Origin of the sequence: Acinetobacter sp. MD2, assembly GCF_035615575.1 — a bacterium.
Classification (GTDB): Bacteria; Pseudomonadota; Gammaproteobacteria; order Pseudomonadales; family Moraxellaceae; genus Acinetobacter.
The window spans coordinates 170,770-194,046 of sequence record NZ_VTDK01000005.1 but is presented as its reverse complement, the minus strand read 5'-3'; the positions used below and the strand labels follow the sequence as shown (position 1 = coordinate 194,046).

The window sequence follows — 23,277 nt, the reverse complement described above, 5'->3', positions numbered from 1 at the left end:
CAAATACCCACTCATTAACAAGTGGGTATGAAAATAAGTGGCTACTATTAAGGCTCTATACGCAAATATCTTTTAAACCTTTTCTCAAAATCATTCATTAAGCTGACCAACACAGGTAATAATGTTAATGTGAAGATGGTTGCCGCAACCAGCCCGCCAATCATGGCATAAGCCATCGGCCCCCAAAATACTTGCCTAGAAATTGGAATCATTCCCAATATGGCCGCACATGCAGTGAGTAAAATTGGACGACAGCGATGTAATGCTGCCATTTGAATGGCTTGTTCAAGTACAACACCTTGCTGTAAATGTCGGTCTATCTCACTAATTAAAATTACGGCATTACGAATAATCATGCCACTAAGGGCAATAATGCCTAATAAGGCCACAAAGCCCATCGGTGTTGCGGTTGGCCACATTGCCATCACCACACCGATTAATCCAAATGGTGTAATAACAACGGCTTGTACAACTCTAGAAAACTGCTGTAATTGAATAAACAGTAAAATCAACATCAAAAGTACCGTTATGGGTAAAATAGCAAAGACCGAAGCATTGCCTTTGTCTGATTCGGCAACACTGCCTTTTTCTTCAATTGAATAACCAGCAGGTAAATGCACACGCAGTTTGTCGACTTGGTTGGCAAATTTTGTCGACACAAACTCTGCATTTAAATTCGCAGCAATATCGCTTTGCACCATAATAAATGGCAGGCGTTGTCTGCGCCAAATAACAGGATCATCCACGCCCCATTCAATTTGAGCCACCTGTTCTAAAGGAATTTTTTCGCCAGTCGCGTTGGTCAATTTCAGCTGTTTTAAAATTTCAGGTTGCTGCTCAGACTGCGCATCTGCTTGAAGCACCACGTCAATTAAATGTGTCCCCTGTCGTAACTGTGTAACCAATTGCCCTGAAAAAATGGTTGCCAGTTGTGACGTGATTTGTTCAGTACTTAACCCTGCGGCACGTGCTTGAATTTGATTAATATTGATATGAATCTGCCGTTGTGGTTCTCCTGAGGTCATATTCACTTCTCGGCTTTCAGGCTGCCGACTTAATTGCCCTGCAAGTTCACTGGCAATTGCTCTGACTGTATTCATATTTTCACCAGTGACCCGATATTTAATCGGCCAGCCAACAGGAGGCCCAAGTTCTAAAGGCGAAATACGCGTAATCAATTGTGGAAATTGTTGAGAGATGATTTTTTGCAACCATTGCTGTAATTTTTGACGAGAGTCGAAATCCTTCGCCACAATCACCAATTGTGCAATGTTTTCATTGTCTAAAAGCACATCCATTGGCAAATAAAAACGCACCGCGCCCGAACCAATATAACTTGAATAATGATCAATCTCTGTACGCCCTTGTAAAAGATGCTCCAAACGCTGCACTTGTGCTTTAGTGGCTTGTTGGGTTGCATTTTGCGGTAAGGTTAAACTCACCAATAATTCAGACCGATCTGATGTCGGGAAAAACTCACCTTTAAGTTGCGTTACGCCCAATAAGGCAAAAAATAATAACGCCAATGAGAGCAGCAATGTCCGCATTTTATGCTTCAATGCTGATGCTAAAATGTGCGCATAGCTTTTATAAAACCAATTATTATGTTGATGAGATGATGCAGAAAATTGGAGTTTACGCATCATCCACGTTCCACACAGCGGTGAAAATAAGATGGCAACAAGCCACGAACTGAGTAATGCAATTAAAATGACCACGAACATCGAATAACAATATTCTCCAGCACTGGATGCAGCAAAACCAACCGGAATAAATCCACAAATCATCACTAATGTGCCAGTCAGCATTGGAAAAGCCGTGGTTTTAAATGCTGTTGTTGCGGCAATACGCAGGGTTTGTCCTTTTTCAAGTTCGGACACCATCGTTTCAACCGTAATCATGGCATCATCAACCAATAAACCTAAGGCGATAATCAGCGCACCCAAAGAAATGCGCTGTAAGCCAATGCCGGTCAAATACATGCCTAAAAAGGTCAATGCCAAAACCAATGGAATGGCAACGGCAACCACAAAACCTGGGCGTAAACCTAAAGAAAGAAATGAAACGGCAATCACAATCATCAAGGCCTCAAGCAACACTTGCAAAAATTCACCTACCGCGCTGTGCACAATTTGAGACTGATCGGCAACTTTGAGCATATCCATTCCAACCGGCAATTGCTGTTGAATCTGTTGCATTGCTTGATTAACATCTTCACCAAACTTTAAAATATTGCCACCTTTGGCCATAGCGATTGCAAGCCCCATTGCCGGCTGACCATTGACATGAAATTCAGGTTGCGGTGGTGATTGATGTTCAACTGCAATATTTGCGATATCCGTCAATGCAATAAATTGCGAGCCAATATGTAAAACCACGTGTTTTAAATCATCTTCATTTTTAAACGCGCCCGAAACCTGTAATTCCACCTGATCTTGGCGGGTACGTAATGGAGCAATGGGGACGACACTGTTTTGCGCTTGAATGGCTTTCACCACACGCTCTAAATCTAAACCCAAACTGGCGATTTTCTGCGGTGAAAAACGTAGAACAATTTGTGAATTTTGCACACCAAGCACACTAATTTTGCCCATATTCGGAATAGATTGCAGACGTTGTTTGATTTGATCAAGCTTGTCTTGCAGCTGAATATTGGAAAAACCACGGTCGGCCACAAAACCATAAATGGTGCCAAAAGTATCATCGAATTGATCATTCACCACTGGGCCTTGCACATCTTGCGGTAGATTTACACGCACATCATCCATTTGATGGCGAAGCTTATTCCACAATAAAGGCACCTGATTCGGCGGCGTATCGTCACGTAAATTCACAAAAATAGTGGTTTGCCCAGAACGGGTATAACTTTGCACATCATCCAAATAAGGTAAATCTTGAATTTTTTGTTCTAAACGATTGGTGACCAGATTCACCATGTCCTGATTATTGGCACCCAACCAACGTGCAGAAACCACCGCAGTTTTTATGGTAAATGAAGGATCTTCTTCTCTAGATAAATGTTGATAAGCCCATCCGCCGGCAAGCATAATCATCACCATCAAAAAAATCATGAATTGTTGATGCTGAATCGCCCAGTCAGATAAATTAAAGCTGCGCAGTGGCGTGTTAGATTTCATTGATCTGCCTCCTGCAAAGCGACTTTTTCACCTGAAATCAATTTATTCACCCCAGCTGTTACAACACGATCACCCGATTTCAGCCCTTGACGAATGTAAATATCATCTGCGCTGTAATGGTCAATCTGTATTGCACGCAGCATAAGGGTCTGATTTGCATTGACCACAAAAACCGCCGCTTTTGCCCCATCTCGTGTCAGTGCAGAGGCAGGAATTTTAATGGTTTGCGGCGCCGAAAAATCATCTGTAGTCACACTTACAGCCGAACCCAGTGCCATTTGCGCGGGTACATCAATTAAAGATAATCGTACACGCCATGTTCGTGTATCGGGGTTGGCTTGTGGGCTGATGTCACGCAAGGTGGCTTTTGCGCTAATGTTTGGATCGGAAATAAGCTGAACTCGCATATTTTTAAGATGCTGCAAACTCAAACGCTGACTTTCAGCCACTTGCATAACCGCATCACGGGTATCATTCGATGCAATCTCAAAGGCTTGTTGTCCAGCTTCAATAACCTGCCCGACATTCACGCTACGATTTAAAATCACGCCAGATACAGGTGCAAGCAGTTGGTTATAGCCCAAATTTTGTTGTGCGTTTTTCACATTGGCGAGCAAACTTTGCTGCCTCGCTTGGGCCGAATGGTAATTGGCTTGCGCTTGATCTAAGTCAGCTGCTGAAATTGCACCAGTATTGGCAAGTGCCTGCATTCTTTGTAAATTACTTTTGCTGAGTTGGGTTGCAGTTTGAGCATCGGCCCAATTTTCACGCAGACTCTCTAGCTGATTTTTGCTGTCTGCATCATCCAAAGTGGCCAAAACCTGACCTGCTTTAACCTGATCGCTAATATCGGCATGAACTTGTAGTACCCGACCAGCCAAACGAAAAGCAAGCAAGGTGTCAGTATGGGCAACAACTTCACCGACATATTGCGCTTGCGCTGTTTCGGTGTTCACTTTGGCAATGATGGTTTGTACTGGTCGTGGCTGTGGTGGTTCAGGCTTTTGTTGTGAACATGCTGTAATGTGTAAGACCATCGCCACCGATAGCCCAATTTGACGCAGTGTTTTTGTTAATCGGGAAAAATCAAACGGCTTATGGCAAGCCAAGGAATAAAATAACAACATAGATCACAACTCAAATCTGATGTTGTTATTACAGCAAGGCTAAATCGAGAGATATCCAATAATTTATCAAGATATTGTCAATTGCCTTGCTCAAAATCTATTTTTTCTCACTATTTTTATTTAGGCTTAAACGAAATAACAATCCACCTTCTGGATGATTTTTCACGCTTAAACTTCCCTGATGTGCTTCAGCAATCGCTTTTGCAATAGATAAGCCCAAACCACTGCCGCCCGAATGACGCGCACGGGAATGCTCTGCACGAGTAAAACGCTGAAAGATTTGTAGCAAAAATTCTTCCGAAACGCCTGCGCCATAATCTCGAAATTCTAAAGTCACTTCGTTGAATGTTTCAATCGATTGTATGCTCATCTTTTTTCCTTCGGCAGCGTAACGCAAGCTGTTTTCTAGCAAAATGCTGATGAGTTGCCCCAACCGGAAGGGATCGGCATTCACATAAAGTGCAGGATTGATAGCATTATGAATAACAAAGTCCGATTGCAAACAATCGGGTTGTAACCAGTTCATGCGTTCCGCCAAAATGTCATGCAAACAACAGGCTTGCAGATTCAAACTTAATTGATTGGCATCGACAAGGGATAAAAAATGTAAGTCACCAATCAACTGATTTAAATGCTGCATCTGCCGCATTAATAAATCTAGTTGCTGTGGTTCTAGCGGAAACACGCCATCGCGCATGCCTTGTAAACGGCCAATTGCTGCGGTAAGTGGCGAACGTAATTCATGTGCAAGCGCCACATGCGAATGGCGTAATTCTTTTTCATAGCGCGCCAACTGCTGCGCCATCGTATTAAAATCATGCGTTAATTGCAGTAATTCCTCTGGCGCTGCTTTTTCTTGTGGTGCAACCACGGAGAACTGTCCTTCACTCACCGACTGCGCCGCTTGTGCAAGATGACTAAATTGAAGCGCTAACGGTCGTGCCGCACGAAGACCAAAAATCACCATGACAGGAATCACCACAATGACCAAGATTCCCAATAATGTCCAATCGGTTGAGTTAATAGAAGGATCTGAAAAAGCAGGCCCAAACCAAGTATCGACCAAATAGTGAAAACGCGGCGAATCCGTCCCTGAATGATGGCGTAAATATAAAAATTCTTGTTGGGTTGCCACTGGCATTTGCCTGAGTACCCACCAATTTAAAAGGTAATAACGCAACCACATGCACAGTCCAATCAGCACAATACTACCTATCGCCAATGAAAGAATCCGTAGGCTAAACCAGCGCCATAAACTGTGTGACTTGGTATGATTCATGGCGATGCAAACCGATAACCAATGCCACGAACATTAATCACCACGCCAAGCAAGCCTGCGCTTTCCAGTTTTTTTCTTAAATTATAAATATGTGTATCGACCACGCGCTCAAGTGCATTGCTTTCAGGTGAACAAACTTCTAAAAGTTCGAATCGGGTAAATACTTTGAGTGGCGAACGGACCAAACTGGTCAGCAACTGAAATTCGGTTGGAGTTAAATCGAGAAGATGGCGTGTCGTCTCATGTTCAATTATGGCGGTCATGGCCACACCATCAACACTTAGGTTTTGATATTTTAAAATTTCAGCACTATCCCGCGCGGGCTTTAAACGCCGCAAAACTGCTTGTACACGTGCCATCACCTCGCCGGGATGATACGGTTTGACCACATAATCGTCTGCGCCATAACGAAGTGCGCCAATTTTATCGCTGGCATCACCCATTGCTGTGAGCATAATTACAGGAATATCGGTCTTTCTGCGTAGCATTGAGAGAACTTCTGTGCCATTCATCAGCGGTAGCATAACATCGAGCAAGACGATACTCGGTTTCATCCGCAAAGCCATGTCTAGGCCTTTTTTACCATCGTAAGCAATCAATACGTCAAAATTTTCACGTCTTAAATATGCTTCAAGAATACTTGCCGCATCCTGATCATCTTCAATGATTAATGCTGTTTCTTTATTCACTTTGATTGCCTTGACACATTCTTGAATATTTCCTGAATGTCTATTGATACACAACAGATAAAGTTATTTGAACTGATAAAACTATAGCAACCTGTTGAACTCAGGTGAAGAGGAACTTAATGCAATTTCAACCACAAATCTACTGTTTTGTACTGAGTGTGATTTTTTGTTCATTCTCTAATGCACAAGATACTCAACAAAGCGATGCAGATGCCGATCAATCTCCCAATCTAGTTGGCGTGGTTGTTCAAAATTCACCGCGTTATTCGGGAAGTAAAGATGACTATTATCAAATACTTCCACTTATTCAATATCGCTATAAAGCTTTTTTTGTCGATACGCAAAAAGGCATTGGCTACGATTTGCCAGCAAGTAATGGGCTGTATTTAGAACATAGCTTAGGTTACGACCTTGGACGTGATGATAAAAATTCGAACTGGAGAGAGGGTTCAAACCGACTAAAAGGTTTGGGGCAGATTAAAACCAGTCTAAATACTGCAATTGCGGTGGGTTGGCAAATCCGCCCGTGGCTGATTCCAGAGGTTAAAGTAACGCTACCACTCACACACAACCAAGGTTCACAACTTCAAGCATCGCTAACGGTGGTTCCGCTTCAGACCAAACATAATACCGTAGTATTACAAGGCACAATACGCGCTGCGGATGCGCGTTATATCAATACACATTATGGCGTTACGCCACAACAAAGTATGGCCAGTGGCTTTTCAAGCTATCACACCTCAAGTGGACTGATAGATTCCGAGCTGAATTTAAATTGGATTCACCAATTTAATGCAGATTGGGGAATTTTTACAGGCGTGACCTATTTAAGATTAGCAGACCATATTCAAGCCAGTCCGATTATTCAACAGCGCAATCGACTGATTTCAAATATTGGTTTGAATTATAGTTTTTAGATTGAGCGTATTGTCTTCCCATTCTGTCTTATGATGAATGGGAAGTGGTTGCTAAAGCACAAAAAAAATGTTAGTTGATGGAACTAGCTACAAATGTTTATTCAACCTAGAATAGATTAATAAACAGTTAATCTACTCTAATTTTACCATGAGTAATTGAACGAATAATTAACCTTAAAATCATCCACCATGCATAAATACTAGCTATGGATGTTGAACCGTGTCCGATTTTTCAGAGACCAAACTTTCTGAGATACTACTATGAAATATATAGATTTATAATACGTTCATTTTTTATTTTGCTTACTACAAACGTACGTTGATAAACCCGAAAACAACAAAGCCCTGACATTGTCAGGGCTTTGTTTTGAATTTGGCGGAAGCGGTGAGATTCGAACTCACGGAGGACTCACACCCTCGTCGGTTTTCAAGACCGGTGCATTAAACCGCTCTGCCACGCTTCCATGTGCGCCATAATATAAGCAAAGTTCAATTTTGGCAAATATTTTTTCACTTAAAATTTCTATTCGATTAAAAGCCGTACAAAAAACATGACAATTAGCCAAAATTGAAACAAAAATCACCCATGAACAAATAAACACAAACCGAAAAAATATTTGCCTTAGGCACTTGCATACAAATACTACTCTTTCTACCTGCTTTCCCCTACAATCAAGACCAATTGCAATATTTTCTACCTTAAAGGCATCATTTGATATGAAAAAGCAACTCGGCAAACTCACGTTTAAACTTTCAGGATGGAATTATCATGTGCCTGAAGGCATTCTAGAAGATAAACAAGTCCTTGTTGGCTTTGAACATAGTTCGATGATGGATGCTGTACTCTCCCTTGCTTTATGCCAAATTGTAGATATTAAAATCCATACTTTAATGAAAAAAGAGCTTTTTAAAGGGCCACTCAAACCGATCTTAAATTTAATTGGCGCGATCCCTGTCGACCGTAAATCAAGCCAAAATATTGTCTCACAAATGGTCGAGTTATTTAATGCCAATGATAAATTTAATCTTGTGATTGCCCCACAAGCCACTCGTGCTAAAAATGGTGAAGACCGTAAACCGATTCGCACAGGTTTTTGGCATATTGCCAAAGCAGCCAATGTGCCAATTGTGTTAATGTATGCCAATCCGCGCACCAAACAAGGTGGCATTATTGGAAAAATTTATCCCAACAATTTAGATGAAGATTTACAAACCTTACAAAAAATGTATAAAGAACTCGCAAAGTTAGACATTCTGATTCCAGAGCCACAAAACCCTTAAAGTTTATCAGGTTTTATGAAATCCTCTTTGTTTAACAAAATTGATTATGCTAAAATCACGCGGTTTTTTGATATGGCATAGACCAATCTTTTTAGGAGCATATTTACATGGCGGGTCATTCTAAGTGGGCAAACACAAAGCATCGTAAAGCAAAACAAGATGCCAGCCGTGCTAAAGTTTTCACCAAATATATTCGTGAAATTGTAACTGCAGCTAAGCTTGGCGGTGGCGATGCAGCAAGCAACCCCCGCTTACGTGCAGTCGTTGAAAAAGCATTATCTGTGAATATGACACGTGATGCGATCAACCGTGCTGTTCAGCGTGGTGCTGGTGGTGAAGATAACGACGATTTAAATGAAGTAACCTACGAAGGCTATGGCGTTGGTGGTGTTGCGGTAATTGTGGAAACCATGACCGACAACCTGAACCGTACCGTACCAGACGTACGTCACTGCTTCAGCAAAACCAACGGTAACTTAGGTACTAACGGTTCAGTATCTTATTTATTTACGAAGCGCGGCGAAATTACCTTTGAAGACGTGAGCTTAGAAGACCGCATCATGGATGTTGCTTTAGAAGCAGGCGCAGATGACATCGAAATTACCGAAACTGAAATTTTAGTCATCACCTCACCTGAAAGCTTTGGTGATGTGCAAGATGCGTTAACTGCGGCAGGCTTAAAATCTGACAATGCAGAAGTGGTAATGAGCCCTTCAACAAAGGCCGAAATTACAGATATCGACCAAGCCAAACAAATCATGAAAATGATTGATATGCTTGAAGATTTAGACGATGTACAAAACGTCTACACCAATGTTGATTTTTCTGATGAAGTACTTGAACAATTAGACGCTTAAGGTCTGATGAATACGATAAAAAAGGGATTCCATCGTTGAATCCCTTTTTTCTGTTTGTTATTAAACCAACAACACTGCCTTTTTGAATGGTTTCCGCTTGGGTAAAATAACGACTAAATGAGCTCTCACCTTCGTCAATAGCGCCCATTAAAAAAGTCGGATGGCGATGTGATTGATAGCAGACCAGACTTTGACATGCTTGGCGAGTTTCAATATAAGGCATGCGCGGATCAACCCAAAACTTCACCGTTTTATCCATCAATCATCCACAGCAGCGCCTTACATCTTTATATTTAAGCAACTCAAACGGCTAATGCAACCTCAATATCTTTCACCAAGTTCTCAGGCTTTGTGGTTGGTGCATAACGATTTAAAACCACACCATCCCGCCCCACTAAAAACTTAGTAAAATTCCACTTAATTTGCTGACTACCTAAAATGCCCTTCGCTTCACGAGTAAGCAAACGGAAAATTGCATGCGCCTCTGGGCCTTTCACATCCACTTTGGCAAACATTGGAAAACTGACGCCATAATTTTTCTGGCAAAAATCGCCAATTTCGCTATTGGCAGCAGGGTCTTGCCCCCCAAATTGATTACATGGAAAACCTAGCACAACCAAGCCTTGGTCTTTATATTGCTGATAAAGTTTTTCCAACCCTGCAAACTGTGGAGTAAACCCACACTTACTTGCCGTATTAACAATTAACAGGACTTTGCCTTGATAGTCCTGCATGGACTCAACACGTCCATCTAAACGCTCAGCTTCAAATTGATACAGATGTGTCATGGATAGGTTCCCTCATCACTTTTTTGTTGTGATTTTAAGTCTAAAGATGCCGAGTTGACACAATAACGCAATCCCGTAGGTTGTGGACCATCTTCAAAAACATGGCCTAAATGTGCATCGCATTGATGACATACAATTTCTACACGATCCATTCCATGTGACACATCTTCATGCTCCTCAATTGCACTATTATTAAGTGCCTTATAAAAACTTGGCCAGCCGCAACCGCTGTCATATTTCGCATCAGAACTAAACAATTCCGCACCACAGCACCGACAAACATACACACCCGATTGGTGACTGTTCCAATATTTTCCTGTAAAAGGTGCTTCTGTCCCTTTCTGACGGGTAATGCGATATTCTTCTGCTGACAGCGATCTTTGCCACTCACGATCTGATTTATTTACTTTTCCCATGGCTGTTTCCTTGGTTATTATGCTGTTTCAAATAAAATTATCTTATATTTACGTGATTCACAGTAAAATTTCTAGTCCCCTACAATGAATTTATCAAGCACAAAACATAAAAAAGCAAAAAGAAAGCAAATTACAAAAATAAAAAGCAATTTTAGTTCAGCCACACTACTAGGTAAGCAAAAATAATGATAATCTTAAGCTCACTTTTATTTAGGCATCTAAAATGTCACAAAAGAAAAGCGTTGTTTTTAAAAATCTGTTGCCGATCATCAAGCAATATCAAGACCAAGGCTTCACCCACGAAAAGATTGTTGGCTTACTCAAAGCACAACATGGACTGGATTTAGTCACAACAGAAACATTTAAAAGCTATTTATATCGTTATGCAAAAACAATAATCCCCACTCCTTTCGAGGCGCACAAGATGAACACTCCGCATCAATCCCCACGTGAAATTAAAAAATCATCGAAACTCGAGCATGTTTGCTACGACATTCGTGGGCCAGTGCTACGTGCCGCCAACGAAATGGAAGAACAAGGTCATAAAATTATTAAGCTGAACATTGGCAACCCCGCCCCTTTTGGCTTTGAAGCACCACAAGAAATTATTAATGATGTCGCATTAAACCTACCCAATGCCATTGGCTATACCGACTCGCGCGGCATTTTCCCTGCCCGCAAAGCCATTTGCCAGTATTACCAACAAAAAGGCATTCGCGACATGCACGTGAATGATGTTTATGTCGGCAATGGCGTTTCAGAACTCATTGTTATGTCTATGCAAGGTTTATTGAATGATGGCGATGAAATGCTCATTCCAATGCCTGACTACCCACTTTGGACTGCGGCAGTAAATTTATCGGGTGGCACAGCCATTCACTATAAGTGCGATGAAGAGAATCACTGGTATCCAGACCTTGCCGACATGGAAGCCAAAATTACGCCAAACACGCGTGGTATTGTGGTCATTAACCCGAACAATCCAACAGGTTCAGTTTATCCACGCCATATTTTGGAACAAATTGTCGCACTGGCAAAAAAATACGATCTGATTTTATTTGCAGATGAAATTTACGACAAAATTGTCTACGATGGAATTGAACATGTCGCTTTAGCCGCACTTGCAGGCGATCAATTGTGTATTTCATTTAATGGTTTATCAAAATCGTATCGAATTGCAGGTTTTCGTTCGGGTTGGATGGTCATTACAGGCAATAAATCACGCGCAAGTGATTATATTGAAGGCTTAGACATGCTCGCTTCTATGCGTTTATGTGCAAACCACCAAGCACAATATGCCATTCAAACAGCTTTGGGCGGCTATCAATCGATTAACGATTTAATCCGCCCAAGTGGCCGCCTGTACGAACAACGCAATATTGCATGGAATATGCTCAATGAAATTCCAGGTGTTAGCTGCGTAAAACCCGAAGGTGCAATGTACTGCTTCCCTAAACTAGATCCAAAAATCTACCCGATTCAAGACGATGAAAAGCTGATGCTTGATTTGTTACGCGCAGAAAAAGTGTTACTGGTGCAAGGTACGGGCTTTAATTGGCCAACACCCGATCATTTCCGCGTGGTATTCCTACCTGCCGAAAATGAATTAAAAGAAGCGATTACGCGCATTGGACGCTATTTAGCGACTTTACGCTAGAATCGTACACTATAAAAAATGCCAGCAATATTGCTGGCATTGTTATTTTAAAGCGCATGTTATGACAAATTTTAAAACTGAATTGAGCCTATTTAAGCGAAAACCTCGTGTGAAAAACACCGAGTAAAATAATAATTATGCTTTATACGGCTACACTTACTACTTAAATCCACCCAATAAAAAAGCCCAACCAATGTTGAGCTTTTAAAATATGTGGCAGAGGATCAAGGACTCGAACCTTGACGAACGGTTTTGGAGACCGTCATGCTACCATTACACCAATCCTCTATTTTATGATAGCTTAATCTTTTCTTCATAAAAAAAGCAAGTCGATTGTCTTGCTTTTTAAATTTGGTGGGGGCGAAGAGACTCGAACTCTTACACCTTGCGGCGCTGGAACCTAAATCCAGTGCGTCTACCAATTTCGCCACGCCCCCAACTTGGTCGCTATATTAGCGAGCATCGCTCACTTTGGCAAGCCCCTACTCAATCAACTGGTTATAAAATAAGAGCATTTTCAAACTTTTTCTTAATCTTAAATTTCAGGCAATAAAAAAGCCCAACCAATGTTGAGCTTTTAAAATATTTGGCAGAGGATCAAGGACTCGAACCTTGACGAACGGTTTTGGAGACCGTCATGCTACCATTACACCAATCCTCTATTTTATGAAGCTTAATCTTTACTTCATAAAAAAAGCAAGTCTATTGTCTTGCTTTTTAAATTTGGTGGGGGCGAAGAGACTCGAACTCTTACACCTTGCGGCGCTGGAACCTAAATCCAGTGCGTCTACCAATTTCGCCACGCCCCCAACTTGGTCGCTATATTAGCGAGCATCGCTCACTTTGGCAAGCCCTTACTCAATCAACTGGTTATAAAATAAGAGCATTTTCAAACTTTTTCTGAATCTTAAATTTCAGGCAATAAAAAAGCCCAACCAATGTTGAGCTTTTAAAATATTTGGCAGAGGATCAAGGACTCGAACCTTGACGAACGGTTTTGGAGACCGTCATGCTACCATTACACCAATCCTCTATTTTATGAAGCTTAATCTTTTCTTCATAAAAAAAGCAAGTCGATTGTCTTGCTTTTTAAATTTGGTGGGGGCGAAGAGACTCGAACTCTTACACCTTGCGGCGCTGGAACCTAAATCCAGTGCGTCTACCAATTTCGCCACGCCCCCAACTTGGTCGCTATATTAACCATGCACGCGCAAATTAACAAGTCTTATTTCTGCAAAAACCATTTGAATGCTTAAATAAAAAACACTTAATACCAAACAAGCTATTGCCCAAGCCATTCACACGCATTCAAACACTGCATTGCATGTTGCGCTGTAATAAAACGGGCTGTTTTTTGTTTTGCAAGTAATCCGTTTAACAAAGCTTGAAACTGTTGTAAATGCTCTGGCAACTGAAAGTCCGACTGCTGACAATGATAAACTGCCCAATCATCATAATTCACAATCTGAATTTTTCGAGTGCTTAGCCATTCATAAAAAACAATGCCTAAGGCATATAAATCGCTTTGCACACTTTTAGCAGCCAAATGAAATAATTCGGGTGCCATGTAACGTGGCGTTGCATCCATCGGCTGAAGTTGCTTACTTTCAACAATTAATTGTGCTTGTTCAAAATCAATCAGTTTTACCTGTTGTCCATATTGGCGTAAATGCGATGCTTTTAAATCACCATGCAACCAACCACTTTGATGCAAAGCAGCAACTGCATCCAAAATGGTATACAGCTTTTGTTGAATTTGTCGTATAGATAAGCATTGCAGTTCAGACAATGCAGGTGCCGCATATTCAATTTTCAATAAATTGGGAAAAGCTTGCTGCGGATCTGATTTTAAAAGTTGTGCAGGCAAGATAAATGTTGCTGATGAATAATGATGATAAATTTCAAGCTCTCGCTGAAAACCATTCATCCATTGAGGATGACCACTCGCATCTTGTGCTTTTAACCAAAAATAGTGCGCTTCTTGCTGTAATAGATAGATATGCCGCCCCAAAGCAAGACTTTGAAGCGGCGTTTTCTCTATCATCAACGCATAATCCTGTGGATTAAATAATGGATTTGTCATTGAAAAATGCAATAGCTTAAGGGTTACGAGTATTTGCTTGGGTTAAATCTACTAAGAGATGTTCAATGGTTTTCCCAATGCGTGCATGAATCTCAATTACTGAAACTTTAGGCCATGTAGCGCGCTCGCCTTCTTTTTGCAAGATTTTAAATAATTCAGGACGTGGATTCTGCATCATGTACATATAATGCTTTAAATTATAATGAGCAAAAATATTCACATCGCCATAGTAACGCTGATCTACAATGCCATGCACATTATCCAACAAACGCCGAACTTGTGGCACAGAGCCAATCCGTTCACGAGTAAAATCCATTAAGCCCTTCGTAATAACTTTGCCCTGACGGCGAATAATTCGCTCAGGCCAACTGAGTAAATCACGGCGATAACGTTCGGCATCGCTTTGCATAAACGGCACAATATGCGGATTCACCTGACAAGCAATGGTGTAATTAATATTATATAAACGTGACATTTTTTCTTGTGGAAAATCACTACGCATGCTGCCATCCACCCAAAAGGTATTGGCCATAAACGGCGTATGCTGACCATCATAACGCTTTGCGGTTAACTTTACAGGTGGAAATAAAATCGGTACCGCACATGAGGCAAGTACGGCACTCCACACCAATAAATCGGGTGCGGTAAAACGATTTAAAATTGAGGCATTTTGCGAGGCATCGTAAGGAGCAACTGCAATATTAATATTGAGTCCTGAACGCTGATGTGCTTCTTCAAAGGTTAAATCACCTAAGTTTTGCACCAGAAAGCGTTTTAAATGACGCACATCAGCAAAACCGCCTTTGTCTTTCCATAATGACTTAAACGACCTAAACTGAAAAGCATCACTAAAAATATGCTGCCCCGTTAAAATACGGTCGGTCTCCTCAGGGCTAGATACGCCTAGCATTGCTGCCATAATTGCGCCTGCACTTGACCCCGACAACACCCGCGGCATTAGGTCATGTTCACGTAGCACCTTACATACGCCGCTATGAAATAAACCTAAAGTCGCACCACCTGAAAACATGAGTGCAGGCTGACCATAAGCCACCTGACAATTTTTAAAAAATTGAATTTTTTCAGCAAGTGAGAAGTCTAAAGATTCACTTTCTGCCACATACTTTAAGCCTAAATTGACCTCATCAATATATTCTTCAATGATTTTTTTGGTTCCAACATGACACACCACAAACAACATTGGATGGCAAATATTGGCAATATCGTAGGTTAAACCTTCACGTAAAATATAAATTAAATCTTTAATACGATTCTGTTGACGGTATTTTTTAAGTAAACCTAAGCGATGTGCAATCACTTCTGCATCAAAATAAGGTGAGGAATTTTCGTATTTCCACTGCTGAATGCCCGATTCTTCATCTAATTGTAAGGCTATTTCTTTCCATTCTTGATAGTTGTGCGCATGCGCAAGCTGTGCTTGCAACTGATGAATTCGATTTTTTTGCGTATAGTCAGTTAATATCGTCAGCATGTTTTCTCAGTCACCCAACCATCTTGATGGTTTAATTCAATTGGTTATTTCTTTCACGTTAACTTATGTCTAATATGAAGATCAATTGCTATTTTGATTAATTTCATGCAATTCCCCCAAATACTTAGATGCGCCTTTTAATTCATCTGAAGAATGACTATGACTCAATTTGAAATTTCGGACGATATGCTCAGCTTAGTACACAATGTACTAGAGCGATTCCAACAGACGTTGCCTCCTGTTAAGACCGCAATTGATTTTTCTGCACCTGCCTACAAATGGCAGCAACAGCAACTCAAACCCATTCATCAACCTAAGAAAATTCGACTTGATGATTTAAAAGGTATTGAACGACAAAAACAAAAAGTTATTCAAAATACCTTACAATTTTTAAATGGCTTCCCTGCCAATGATGTGTTGCTGACCGGCTCCAGAGGCACCGGAAAATCTTCGATGGTTCGGGCATTACTCACAGAGTATGCCGATCAAGGCTTACGTTTAATTGAAATTGAACGGGATGATTTATCTGATTTGGCCGAAATTCAGAAACTTATTCAAGACCGACCTGAAAAGTATATTGTGTACTGCGATGACCTTGCTTTTAATGCTGAAGATGAAAATTACCGCAGCTTAAAAAGTGTCTTAGATGGGTCTTTAGAGTCGGGACAGCATAATTTTATGATTTATGCGACCAGTAACCGCCGCCATTTATTGCCCGAATTTATGCATGAAAACACGCCCATCACCAAAGTAGATGTACCACAATATACCGAGTTACATCCACAAGAAGCAGTTGAGGAAAAAATTTCATTGTCTGATCGTTTTGGCTTGTGGCTATCCTTTTATCCAATGGATCAGGCGTTATATTTAGACATTGTGGCACATTATTTAGCGCTATCTCATCTAGATTTTGACGATAATGTTCGTGCAGAAGCCTTACGTTGGTGTCAAATGCGAGGGCAGCGTTCCGGACGTGCCGCTTATCAATTTTCTAAACATTGGATTGGTTTAAATCAATTAAATCAACTGTAGTTTGCATGTGGCATCTTTTCTTTCATTATTTCACGCAAAGCATTTGAGTTACTCATGCTTTGCTCTAGTTGAGTGTGATTAAAGTTTTTTTGCACAGACAAAGCAGATAAATCGTTCAATTCATCTGCTTCATTTTAGCTCTAAGATCGTTAAAGCATGTTTTATATTGCTTTAAATCACTTCACATCAAGGCTCTTGTAGAGCTTTTTTGCATAATTCTGAAGATCTTTTTGGGTAATACGATCTTTTTTACCTGCAATACTTTGGAATTGCTGTGTAAAAATCACATCATATTCGCTCTTTGCTTTGGCAGAATGCTCATCATATCGTTGGGTAAATTCAGTCACGTATTCTTGCTCAGACAATACCCCATCTTTATTGGTATCGGTTGCAAAAAATTGTTGGTCGCGATGGCTTAAATAATCGCCCAATGTCACATACGAGTTATTATTTACCGCATACATCTGAATAAAATCATTCACGGTAGATGGCATTGGCATTGAAAGTGGTGATTTGATTTTTAAGCCATCGTGCGTCCCTGTAGGGGTTTTGTCCAATTGTGCATCCGCCGCATTTACAAGCCCATCTTGATTTTTATCAAAATGATCAAAGGTTTTTAAACCCACCGCCTGATATTCTTTTAAAGTAATTTTATCGTCTTTATTACTATTTAATACCCCAAAACGAACATGTGCTTGTTTCACCGACATATCACGGCGTTGCTGCATCACCGATGCTAATCGTTCCTGCTCAAATTGAAGATATTGTTCTCGATTAACGCTTTTTTGATTTTTAAATAGGTCGTTATAGTCTTCAGCAAAACTTTGACTAAATGTAGATACATTTGTATTTTTTACTTCTGGATGATACAGCGCATACAAACCATAAGCTTGTGTTTGTAAAGAGTTGATTGTGGGTACAGCCATTGTCATGGAACTACATAAGACTGCACAACCCAATACGGCTAATTTAAGATTTTTCATATAAATTACTCAAAACATTTCTGATTAAAAATTAAAATTTAAACTCTAAACTTGCGACAACATTACGACCTGGCATGGTGGCGCGGTCGATTAAATTGTCTGAGGTTAATGTGCCAACTGTTGCGTATTCCCAATATTTTTTATCAAAGATATTGTTCAGATTTAGATTAATTTTCATAAATTTAGTGATATTCCAATAGCTCGATAAATCGTAAATACTATAACCTGCAACACGGCGATAGTTATTGCCAGAACTGTCGATACTGGCATCTTGCGTTGCCAATTTAGAGCCAACGGCTGTGGCTGTTAGTCCTAAGCCAAACACATGTTCTGGTGCATCATAACCAAAAGTAAAGCTGGCTTTTTCAGGCTGTACCGAATTCACATTGGTTTTATCCCCCGCACTATTTTTGGCATTGCCTTTGGTCTTCCCTGCCACAAGTGCCAAACTAAAGCCATCGGCATGATCAATAAATTGCCCTAAATCAACCCGAGTAGAAAGCTCAGCCCCCCAAATATTGACATTGGCAATATTCTGTAGTTGGTAAGTAAACATATCACGATCAAGCGCTTGAGGCAGTTCGGCATAATCAACAAAGTTATGATATTTCGTATAAAAACCTGAAATATTAAAACCAATACCCTCAATAGGGGTCATTTTTAAGCCCAATTCAAAGGCATCACTGGTTTCTTTTTTCAACTCTGTATTGCCAATAACAGAATAGCCACGCCCGGGGTTGTAGCTTCCAGCCATTTCCGTAGCACTTGGCACACGCACACCACGGTTGTATTTGAAATAACTGTAATAATCAGGACTTAATTGATAAGAAATGGCAAAATTTGGCGCGACATAGTGACTACTGTTGGTTTGGACTTGATCTTGCTTTTGTGCCGTCAACAATACCGTTGAAGTATTTTTAGGGTCAAACTTTTGATATTCTGCACGCAACCCAGGAATCACCTGTAAATCACGATCCGCCACATTAAAAGTCATGGTGTCATTGAAATAAGCCGCATATTTTTGTGTGTCGGATGCCACCATAAAATTCGTATTCGTGACCGCACCAGTGGTTAAATTGGTCGAAATCCATGGTCGATCATCTTTACTTTGGCTGGCATCGAAACCATAATTAAATTGATGATTTTTCCATGTTTTTTGAGCTTGAGCATTTAATCCCCAGACTTCACTACTAAAATTATTTTGAATTTTTCGCGGATACGTTAAATAAAAAGCATTCATCAAATTATCATTCGTGGTTTTTTGATAATACACCTGAGCGCTTAAACGATCTAAAAGCATAGCATCACTTTTTAATACATAATCCAGCGCATAACGACTGCGTTCTGCCACTTCATTTTGTGATCCCCCTCGCGGATAAGTCCGTCCAAGGGTTTGACTATCGATGAAACGATCTACATTACGTTTATAATAATCGAAGGTAAATCCAAGTTGTTGATTTGAAGTAAAGTTCCATAGCGCTTTTGCTAAAATTGCATCGGATGTCCAATCCACTGGATTCTCTGCCAATTTACCTTCACTTTTTGTTTCATGACCATCACGATGCGCATATGCCACAAGCGCTTTTACCGTTTCATTGCCCGCAGCCGCTGTCAATGCGCTAAACCACGCATCATCAGCAGAGCTATATCCATTTTTAAAACTTCCACCAAATTGCTTTGTACTGCTCAAATAATCTTCTGACGATTTGGTTTTAAATGAGACACGCCCACCAATACCATCTTTTTCTACACTACTTGTGCCTGATGCAATCTCAATTTCACTGAACATTTCAGGGTCAATATAATCTCGTCCAACCCCAAAACTATTGCCTCGAAGCGATGCAGGTTCAGGCGCAGCACTGGCTAAGTCGATGCCATCAACATCCAAACCAATACGGTTACCATCGACACCGCGAATGTTATAACCACTTGTCCCTGCACCATCCCAAGCACTTCCACCCCCACTCACCGCTTTAGGCGCAGTCACGAGCGGTAAATATTTTACGATATCCGACATGCTTCCCGCGCCTAGTTTATCCAAGTTATCTCGGTTTATTTGAGTCACCGTTTCAGGTTTTTTCGGCTCTTGATTTGCATAAACCGTAATAATTGGTAAATCTTTGGATACTTGCGCAGTATCTGTTTCTTCTGCCGCTAATACTTGACCTGCCATCCCCATCATCACGACTGACAAATAAAAAGATAAGTACTTCTGCTGAAAAAAAGAAGTTTTTTCAGTCAAATTAGAGTTTTTTAAAACTGCATTTCGATAATGTTGCATGCTAAAACGGCCTTAATTGTTCAAGTAATATTGATCGTCATTCTTAAAATAAGTTTTTGATTCACTCTTTTATCTTTTTAGATAAGTGCAAACGAAACCAAACAAATGCGAATGATAATCAACTTTATTACTATTTACAAATATTTCTTTTCGAATACATAAAGTCACTGAATTGAAAAAAATGAACACCGAAATTGATATAGATGTACGGAAAACAGAATCTTAGCCGTGTACCTCATCGCAAAGATATGCTAAAACGATAGCAACAATTCTGGACGTACCACGCCATTAAAAACCCACAACAAGGATATTAAAATGAACATCATTGGGCACTTCATTCAAGGTGAAATTTCTACCGAAGCGACGCGCACCCAAGCGGTCTATAACCCAGCGACCGGTGAAATTTCCAAACATGTGGCCATTGCAAGTAAACAAACTGTAGAAACTGCTATTGCTGCTGCACATGCCGTTTTCCCTGCTTGGCGGGATACACCAGTCATTAAACGTGCGCGTGTGATGTTTAAATTTAAAGAATTACTAGAAAAAAATGCAGAAAAAATTTGTGCGTTAATTGGTGAAGAACACGGAAAAATTGTGCATGATGCCGCTGGTGAATTACAACGCGGTATTGAAAATGTCGAATACGCCTGCAGCGCACCGGAATTTTTAAAAGGCGAATTTTCTAAAAATGTTGGTCCAGATATCGACTCTTGGAGCGAATTCCAACCGCTAGGTGTTGTTGCCGGAATCACCCCGTTTAACTTCCCAGTGATGGTACCGTTATGGATGTTTCCAATGGCAATTGTTTGCGGTAACTGTTTTATTTTAAAACCGTCTGAACGCGACCCATCTTCAACGCTGTTTATTGCCCAATTACTCAAAGAAGCCGGCTTACCCGATGGCGTATTTAACTTAGTCAATGGTGATAAAGAAGCGGTCGATACTTTATTACATGACAAACGTATTAAAGCCGTCAGTTTTGTCGGCTCAACCGCAATTGCCGAATATATTTACACCACAGCAACAGCCGCAGGCAAGCGTTGCCAAGCCCTTGGCGGTGCAAAAAACCATGCCATTGTGATGCCCGATGCCGATATCGACAATGTCGTAGCCTCGTTACTTGGCGCAGCATTTGGTTCATCAGGTGAACGCTGTATGGCGCTTTCTGTTGCAGTTGCAGTCGGAGACGATATAGCAGACCTACTAATCGAAAAATTAAAGCCTGAAATTGCCAAGTTAAAGCTAGGTCATTTCTCTGATAAAACCAATGACTTTGGCCCAGTAATTACTGCTGAACACAAAGCAAAAGTGATTGGATTTATTGATAGTGCCGAACAGCAAGGGGCAACCATTGTTGTGGATGGTCGCAATGCTGCACCTCAAGGCTATGAAAATGGCTTTTTTGTCGGCCCAACATTAATTGATCATGTATCTAAAGACATGAGCAGCTACCGACAAGAAATTTTTGGCCCTGTTTTGCAAATTATTCGTGTAAATACTATGCAAGAAGCTATGCAACTGATTGATGATCACGAATATGGTAACGGCACGTGTATTTATACTCGTGACGGTGAAGCTGCACGCTATTTTAGTACGCATATTCAAGTCGGCATGGTCGGCATTAATGTGCCATTACCTGTACCTGTGGCCTACCATAGTTTTGGCGGTTGGAAACGCTCATTATTTGGTGATTTATACGCTTATGGGCCAGATGGTGCGCGTTTTTACACCCATCGCAAAACCATTACCCAACGTTGGCCTTCGGCAAGCGTACGTGAAGCCAAGCAGTTTGCGATGCCTTCATCTCAATAGAACCCAAAACACCATCTCGCTTGCTTAAATTGCGAGATGGTGTTTTACATCTTCATCTACAGCATGTATACGACATCAATAGTCAGAACTTTAACTGAATTGACTTAATTTCACTCCATTGCGCCCCTGTCTTTTTACATTATAAAGTGCTTTATCTGCTTGTTCTAACCAGTGTATAGTCGAACTAGATGCTTTTGCAGGTGCAATCCCAATACTCATACTGGTTTGAAATTTTTGGTCATTCGGCAGTTTCAATTGTGCCACACGATGGCAAATCTCATTAGCCAATGCTAAAACTTGTTGATCTTCATAATCAAAAACAATCAATGCAAGCTCATCACCACCGTAACGAGCAGGAATATCTTTGGGTCGAATGACTGCCTTTAAAATATTTGAAATTTCAGCAAGAACATAATCACCCGTCTCATGTCCATAAGTATCATTGACCTCTTTAAAATGATCAACATCTAGAAGCATTAAATAAGCACGGTATCGACTACGTTGCACTTGCAGAAAGGTACTAACCAACCGTTGCTCAAAAAGCCGCCTATTCGGAATATGCAAATGTGGATCCATCATCGCCATTTTCTCAATTTTGCGATATTTAGCACTCATCTGAATAGAAAGATGACGAGAAACAACACTTAAAGCAATCATGTACACAGTCGCTAATGGTAGTGTAGACCACATAATGTATGGTGTGACTTGAGCATTAATAGGACAACCAAGGATCACCCAAACGATTGAAAAAGAAATAATAAAAGCCAACATCGAAATGCGCAAAAGCTTCCAACCACCTGCAGCATAACGATCTGCAATAAAAACTGAGATTAAAATTAATGATGGCCAAGGATTAGCTCCCATTAATGCAATCCAAATACCACCAAGAAATGTATCAGCAACTAAATTGTGTTGCTCAATTTTAATTGGATCTTTTGCAAATTGGCTCAATATATATGCCAAGGTTGGCCAGATAAAGGTATTGACGCCCAGCAGATACCAAATCCAACTACCATAACTCATGGATTGAAGTACAAATAAAAAAGAGCAAAAACATAATAATGTACCTAATTGTCGCAAGAAAAATACCCTGCGAACAAAACGCTTATTGCGCGCTTTTTGTAATTCTTCATCTTTTTGTAAATAAGGCATGTTTTATCCGACCAATCAACATTATCGTAATTATGTTTAACTATTCTTTATCTAAGCATTCCAAATCAGATTATTTATTACATCTTCCCAAGTATTTGAATTAAAAAAAATAGGATTCAATCGTCAACAGAATCATGCCTATTGTTTGTGTGCCTTATCATTTCTTTGATTCACTTGATCTTATTTTAAAGATTTTAATTTTTTTACAAGCATGACACAATATCTTTACATAGCAAATCACCAGTATATTTTTAATACAATGAGCTTGGCATTTTTCAAAAAAAATCAGGGCAA

The 23,277-nt window shown here is 40.4% G+C and carries 17 protein-coding genes, 7 tRNA genes and 1 pseudogene; 6 read left to right on the top strand and 19 right to left on the bottom strand.

Annotation, left to right across the window (positions count from 1 at the left end):
- Window positions 1-47: 47 nt before the first annotated feature.
- The 4 genes from FXN70_RS09025 to FXN70_RS09010 all read right to left on the bottom strand — a co-directional run bounded on the left by FXN70_RS09025 (window position 48) and on the right by FXN70_RS09010 (window position 6,232).
- Window positions 48-3,137 (bottom strand): efflux RND transporter permease subunit, encoded by a 3,090-nt coding sequence (locus tag FXN70_RS09025; RefSeq protein ID WP_324647130.1) that lies wholly within the window; start codon window positions 3,135-3,137, stop codon window positions 48-50.
- Window positions 3,134-4,264 (bottom strand): efflux RND transporter periplasmic adaptor subunit, encoded by a 1,131-nt coding sequence (locus FXN70_RS09020; RefSeq protein WP_324647129.1) that lies wholly within the window; start codon window positions 4,262-4,264, stop codon window positions 3,134-3,136. Before FXN70_RS09020 ends, FXN70_RS09025 begins: the two co-directional genes overlap by 4 nt.
- Before the next feature lie 97 nt (window positions 4,265-4,361).
- Window positions 4,362-5,543 (bottom strand): sensor histidine kinase, encoded by a 1,182-nt coding sequence (locus tag FXN70_RS09015; RefSeq protein WP_324647128.1) that lies wholly within the window; start codon window positions 5,541-5,543, stop codon window positions 4,362-4,364.
- Complete coding sequence (locus FXN70_RS09010) at window positions 5,540-6,232, bottom strand: response regulator transcription factor (RefSeq protein WP_324647127.1); 693 nt, start codon at window positions 6,230-6,232, stop codon at window positions 5,540-5,542. The genes FXN70_RS09015 and FXN70_RS09010 overlap by 4 nt, the downstream gene beginning before the upstream one ends.
- 119 nt (window positions 6,233-6,351) lie before the next feature.
- Between FXN70_RS09010 and FXN70_RS09005 the strand changes: the two genes are divergently transcribed.
- Window positions 6,352-7,149, top strand: coding sequence for a MipA/OmpV family protein (locus tag FXN70_RS09005; protein WP_324647126.1), 798 nt, complete (start codon window positions 6,352-6,354; stop codon window positions 7,147-7,149).
- A 374-nt stretch (window positions 7,150-7,523) separates the two neighbouring features.
- On the opposite strand, the gene FXN70_RS09000 is transcribed toward FXN70_RS09005, so the two are convergent.
- Window positions 7,524-7,613: transfer RNA gene (locus tag FXN70_RS09000), tRNA-Ser, on the bottom strand.
- Between the two features lie 253 nt (window positions 7,614-7,866).
- On the opposite strand from FXN70_RS09000, the gene FXN70_RS08995 reads away from it, so the two are divergent.
- A complete protein-coding gene (locus FXN70_RS08995) occupies window positions 7,867-8,430 on the top strand; it encodes a 1-acyl-sn-glycerol-3-phosphate acyltransferase (protein ID WP_324647125.1) in 564 nt (187 codons plus the stop codon).
- Between the two features lie 107 nt (window positions 8,431-8,537).
- Window positions 8,538-9,287 carry a YebC/PmpR family DNA-binding transcriptional regulator gene (locus FXN70_RS08990; protein WP_324647124.1) on the top strand — a complete coding sequence of 250 codons (750 nt, stop codon included), beginning with the start codon at window positions 8,538-8,540 and terminating at the stop codon, window positions 9,285-9,287.
- Window positions 9,288-9,401: 114 nt separating this feature from the next.
- On the opposite strand, the pseudogene FXN70_RS11990 reads toward FXN70_RS08990, so the two are convergent.
- From FXN70_RS11990 to msrB, 3 genes and pseudogenes are all read right to left on the bottom strand, one after another.
- Window positions 9,402-9,546, bottom strand: a pseudogene (locus FXN70_RS11990) (AraC family transcriptional regulator); the annotation flags it as partial.
- A gap of 43 nt (window positions 9,547-9,589) precedes the next feature.
- Window positions 9,590-10,075, bottom strand: a complete 486-nt coding sequence (locus FXN70_RS08985; RefSeq protein WP_324647123.1) for a glutathione peroxidase — start codon at window positions 10,073-10,075, stop codon at window positions 9,590-9,592.
- Window positions 10,072-10,491 carry a peptide-methionine (R)-S-oxide reductase MsrB gene (msrB, locus tag FXN70_RS08980; protein ID WP_324647122.1) on the bottom strand — a complete coding sequence of 140 codons (420 nt, stop codon included), beginning with the start codon at window positions 10,489-10,491 and terminating at the stop codon, window positions 10,072-10,074. The genes FXN70_RS08985 and msrB overlap by 4 nt, the downstream gene beginning before the upstream one ends.
- Before the next feature lie 223 nt (window positions 10,492-10,714).
- On the opposite strand from msrB, the gene FXN70_RS08975 reads away from it, so the two are divergent.
- Complete coding sequence (locus tag FXN70_RS08975) at window positions 10,715-12,148, top strand: pyridoxal phosphate-dependent aminotransferase (RefSeq protein ID WP_324647121.1); 1,434 nt, start codon at window positions 10,715-10,717, stop codon at window positions 12,146-12,148.
- A 214-nt stretch (window positions 12,149-12,362) separates the two neighbouring features.
- Here FXN70_RS08975 and FXN70_RS08970 read toward each other — a convergent pair.
- From FXN70_RS08970 to FXN70_RS08935, 8 genes are all read right to left on the bottom strand, one after another.
- A tRNA-Trp gene (locus FXN70_RS08970) sits at window positions 12,363-12,436 on the bottom strand.
- Between the two features lie 64 nt (window positions 12,437-12,500).
- Window positions 12,501-12,585: transfer RNA gene (locus FXN70_RS08965), tRNA-Leu, on the bottom strand.
- Window positions 12,586-12,735: 150 nt separating this feature from the next.
- Window positions 12,736-12,809 (bottom strand) — tRNA-Trp (locus FXN70_RS08960).
- Window positions 12,810-12,872: 63 nt separating this feature from the next.
- Window positions 12,873-12,957 (bottom strand) — tRNA-Leu (locus FXN70_RS08955).
- Window positions 12,958-13,107: 150 nt separating this feature from the next.
- Window positions 13,108-13,181 (bottom strand) — tRNA-Trp (locus FXN70_RS08950).
- A gap of 63 nt (window positions 13,182-13,244) precedes the next feature.
- Window positions 13,245-13,329: transfer RNA gene (locus tag FXN70_RS08945), tRNA-Leu, on the bottom strand.
- Window positions 13,330-13,430: 101 nt separating this feature from the next.
- Window positions 13,431-14,231, bottom strand: coding sequence for a protein kinase domain-containing protein (locus FXN70_RS08940; protein WP_324647120.1), 801 nt, complete (start codon window positions 14,229-14,231; stop codon window positions 13,431-13,433).
- A gap of 16 nt (window positions 14,232-14,247) precedes the next feature.
- Entirely contained in the window at window positions 14,248-15,723 is a 1,476-nt protein-coding gene (locus FXN70_RS08935; RefSeq protein ID WP_324647119.1) for a DUF3336 domain-containing protein, read from the bottom strand.
- Between the two features lie 159 nt (window positions 15,724-15,882).
- Between FXN70_RS08935 and FXN70_RS08930 the strand changes: the two genes are divergently transcribed.
- On the top strand, window positions 15,883-16,755 hold the full coding sequence (locus FXN70_RS08930) for an ATP-binding protein (protein ID WP_324647118.1): 873 nt from the start codon (window positions 15,883-15,885) through the stop codon (window positions 16,753-16,755).
- 176 nt (window positions 16,756-16,931) lie between these two features.
- Here the strand turns inward: FXN70_RS08930 and FXN70_RS08925 are convergent, their stop codons facing one another.
- Together FXN70_RS08925 and FXN70_RS08920 are read right to left on the bottom strand one after the other, a co-directional pair.
- Window positions 16,932-17,738, bottom strand: a complete 807-nt coding sequence (locus tag FXN70_RS08925) for a hypothetical protein (RefSeq protein ID WP_324647117.1) — start codon at window positions 17,736-17,738, stop codon at window positions 16,932-16,934.
- A gap of 31 nt (window positions 17,739-17,769) precedes the next feature.
- Window positions 17,770-20,019, bottom strand: coding sequence for a TonB-dependent hemoglobin/transferrin/lactoferrin family receptor (locus FXN70_RS08920; RefSeq protein WP_324647116.1), 2,250 nt, complete (start codon window positions 20,017-20,019; stop codon window positions 17,770-17,772).
- Window positions 20,020-20,334: 315 nt separating this feature from the next.
- On the opposite strand from FXN70_RS08920, the gene FXN70_RS08915 reads away from it, so the two are divergent.
- Entirely contained in the window at window positions 20,335-21,831 is a 1,497-nt protein-coding gene (locus FXN70_RS08915; protein WP_324647115.1) for a CoA-acylating methylmalonate-semialdehyde dehydrogenase, read from the top strand.
- Window positions 21,832-21,921: 90 nt separating this feature from the next.
- On the opposite strand, the gene FXN70_RS08910 is transcribed toward FXN70_RS08915, so the two are convergent.
- Window positions 21,922-22,983 (bottom strand): diguanylate cyclase, encoded by a 1,062-nt coding sequence (locus tag FXN70_RS08910; RefSeq protein ID WP_324647114.1) that lies wholly within the window; start codon window positions 22,981-22,983, stop codon window positions 21,922-21,924.
- Between the last annotated feature and the right edge of the window lie 294 nt (window positions 22,984-23,277).

What these genes read in the sequence shown, in the direction of transcription:
- FXN70_RS09025 (WP_324647130.1), bottom strand. Translation starts at nt 3,137, where the DNA reads ATGAAATCTAACACGCCACTGCGCAGCTTTAATTTATCTGACTGGGCG.
- FXN70_RS09020 (WP_324647129.1), bottom strand. Translation starts at nt 4,264, where the DNA reads ATGTTGTTATTTTATTCCTTGGCTTGCCATAAGCCGTTTGATTTTTCC.
- FXN70_RS09015 (WP_324647128.1), bottom strand. Translation starts at nt 5,543, where the DNA reads ATGAATCATACCAAGTCACACAGTTTATGGCGCTGGTTTAGCCTACGG.
- FXN70_RS09005 (WP_324647126.1), top strand. Translation starts at nt 6,352, where the DNA reads ATGCAATTTCAACCACAAATCTACTGTTTTGTACTGAGTGTGATTTTT.
- FXN70_RS08995 (WP_324647125.1), top strand. Translation starts at nt 7,867, where the DNA reads ATGAAAAAGCAACTCGGCAAACTCACGTTTAAACTTTCAGGATGGAAT.
- FXN70_RS08990 (WP_324647124.1), top strand. Translation starts at nt 8,538, where the DNA reads ATGGCGGGTCATTCTAAGTGGGCAAACACAAAGCATCGTAAAGCAAAA.
- FXN70_RS08985 (WP_324647123.1), bottom strand. Translation starts at nt 10,075, where the DNA reads ATGACACATCTGTATCAATTTGAAGCTGAGCGTTTAGATGGACGTGTT.
- msrB (WP_324647122.1), bottom strand. Translation starts at nt 10,491, where the DNA reads ATGGGAAAAGTAAATAAATCAGATCGTGAGTGGCAAAGATCGCTGTCA.
- FXN70_RS08975 (WP_324647121.1), top strand. Translation starts at nt 10,715, where the DNA reads ATGTCACAAAAGAAAAGCGTTGTTTTTAAAAATCTGTTGCCGATCATC.
- FXN70_RS08940 (WP_324647120.1), bottom strand. Translation starts at nt 14,231, where the DNA reads ATGACAAATCCATTATTTAATCCACAGGATTATGCGTTGATGATAGAG.
- FXN70_RS08935 (WP_324647119.1), bottom strand. Translation starts at nt 15,723, where the DNA reads ATGCTGACGATATTAACTGACTATACGCAAAAAAATCGAATTCATCAG.
- FXN70_RS08930 (WP_324647118.1), top strand. Translation starts at nt 15,883, where the DNA reads ATGACTCAATTTGAAATTTCGGACGATATGCTCAGCTTAGTACACAAT.
- FXN70_RS08925 (WP_324647117.1), bottom strand. Translation starts at nt 17,738, where the DNA reads ATGAAAAATCTTAAATTAGCCGTATTGGGTTGTGCAGTCTTATGTAGT.
- FXN70_RS08920 (WP_324647116.1), bottom strand. Translation starts at nt 20,019, where the DNA reads ATGCAACATTATCGAAATGCAGTTTTAAAAAACTCTAATTTGACTGAA.
- FXN70_RS08915 (WP_324647115.1), top strand. Translation starts at nt 20,335, where the DNA reads ATGAACATCATTGGGCACTTCATTCAAGGTGAAATTTCTACCGAAGCG.
- FXN70_RS08910 (WP_324647114.1), bottom strand. Translation starts at nt 22,983, where the DNA reads ATGCCTTATTTACAAAAAGATGAAGAATTACAAAAAGCGCGCAATAAG.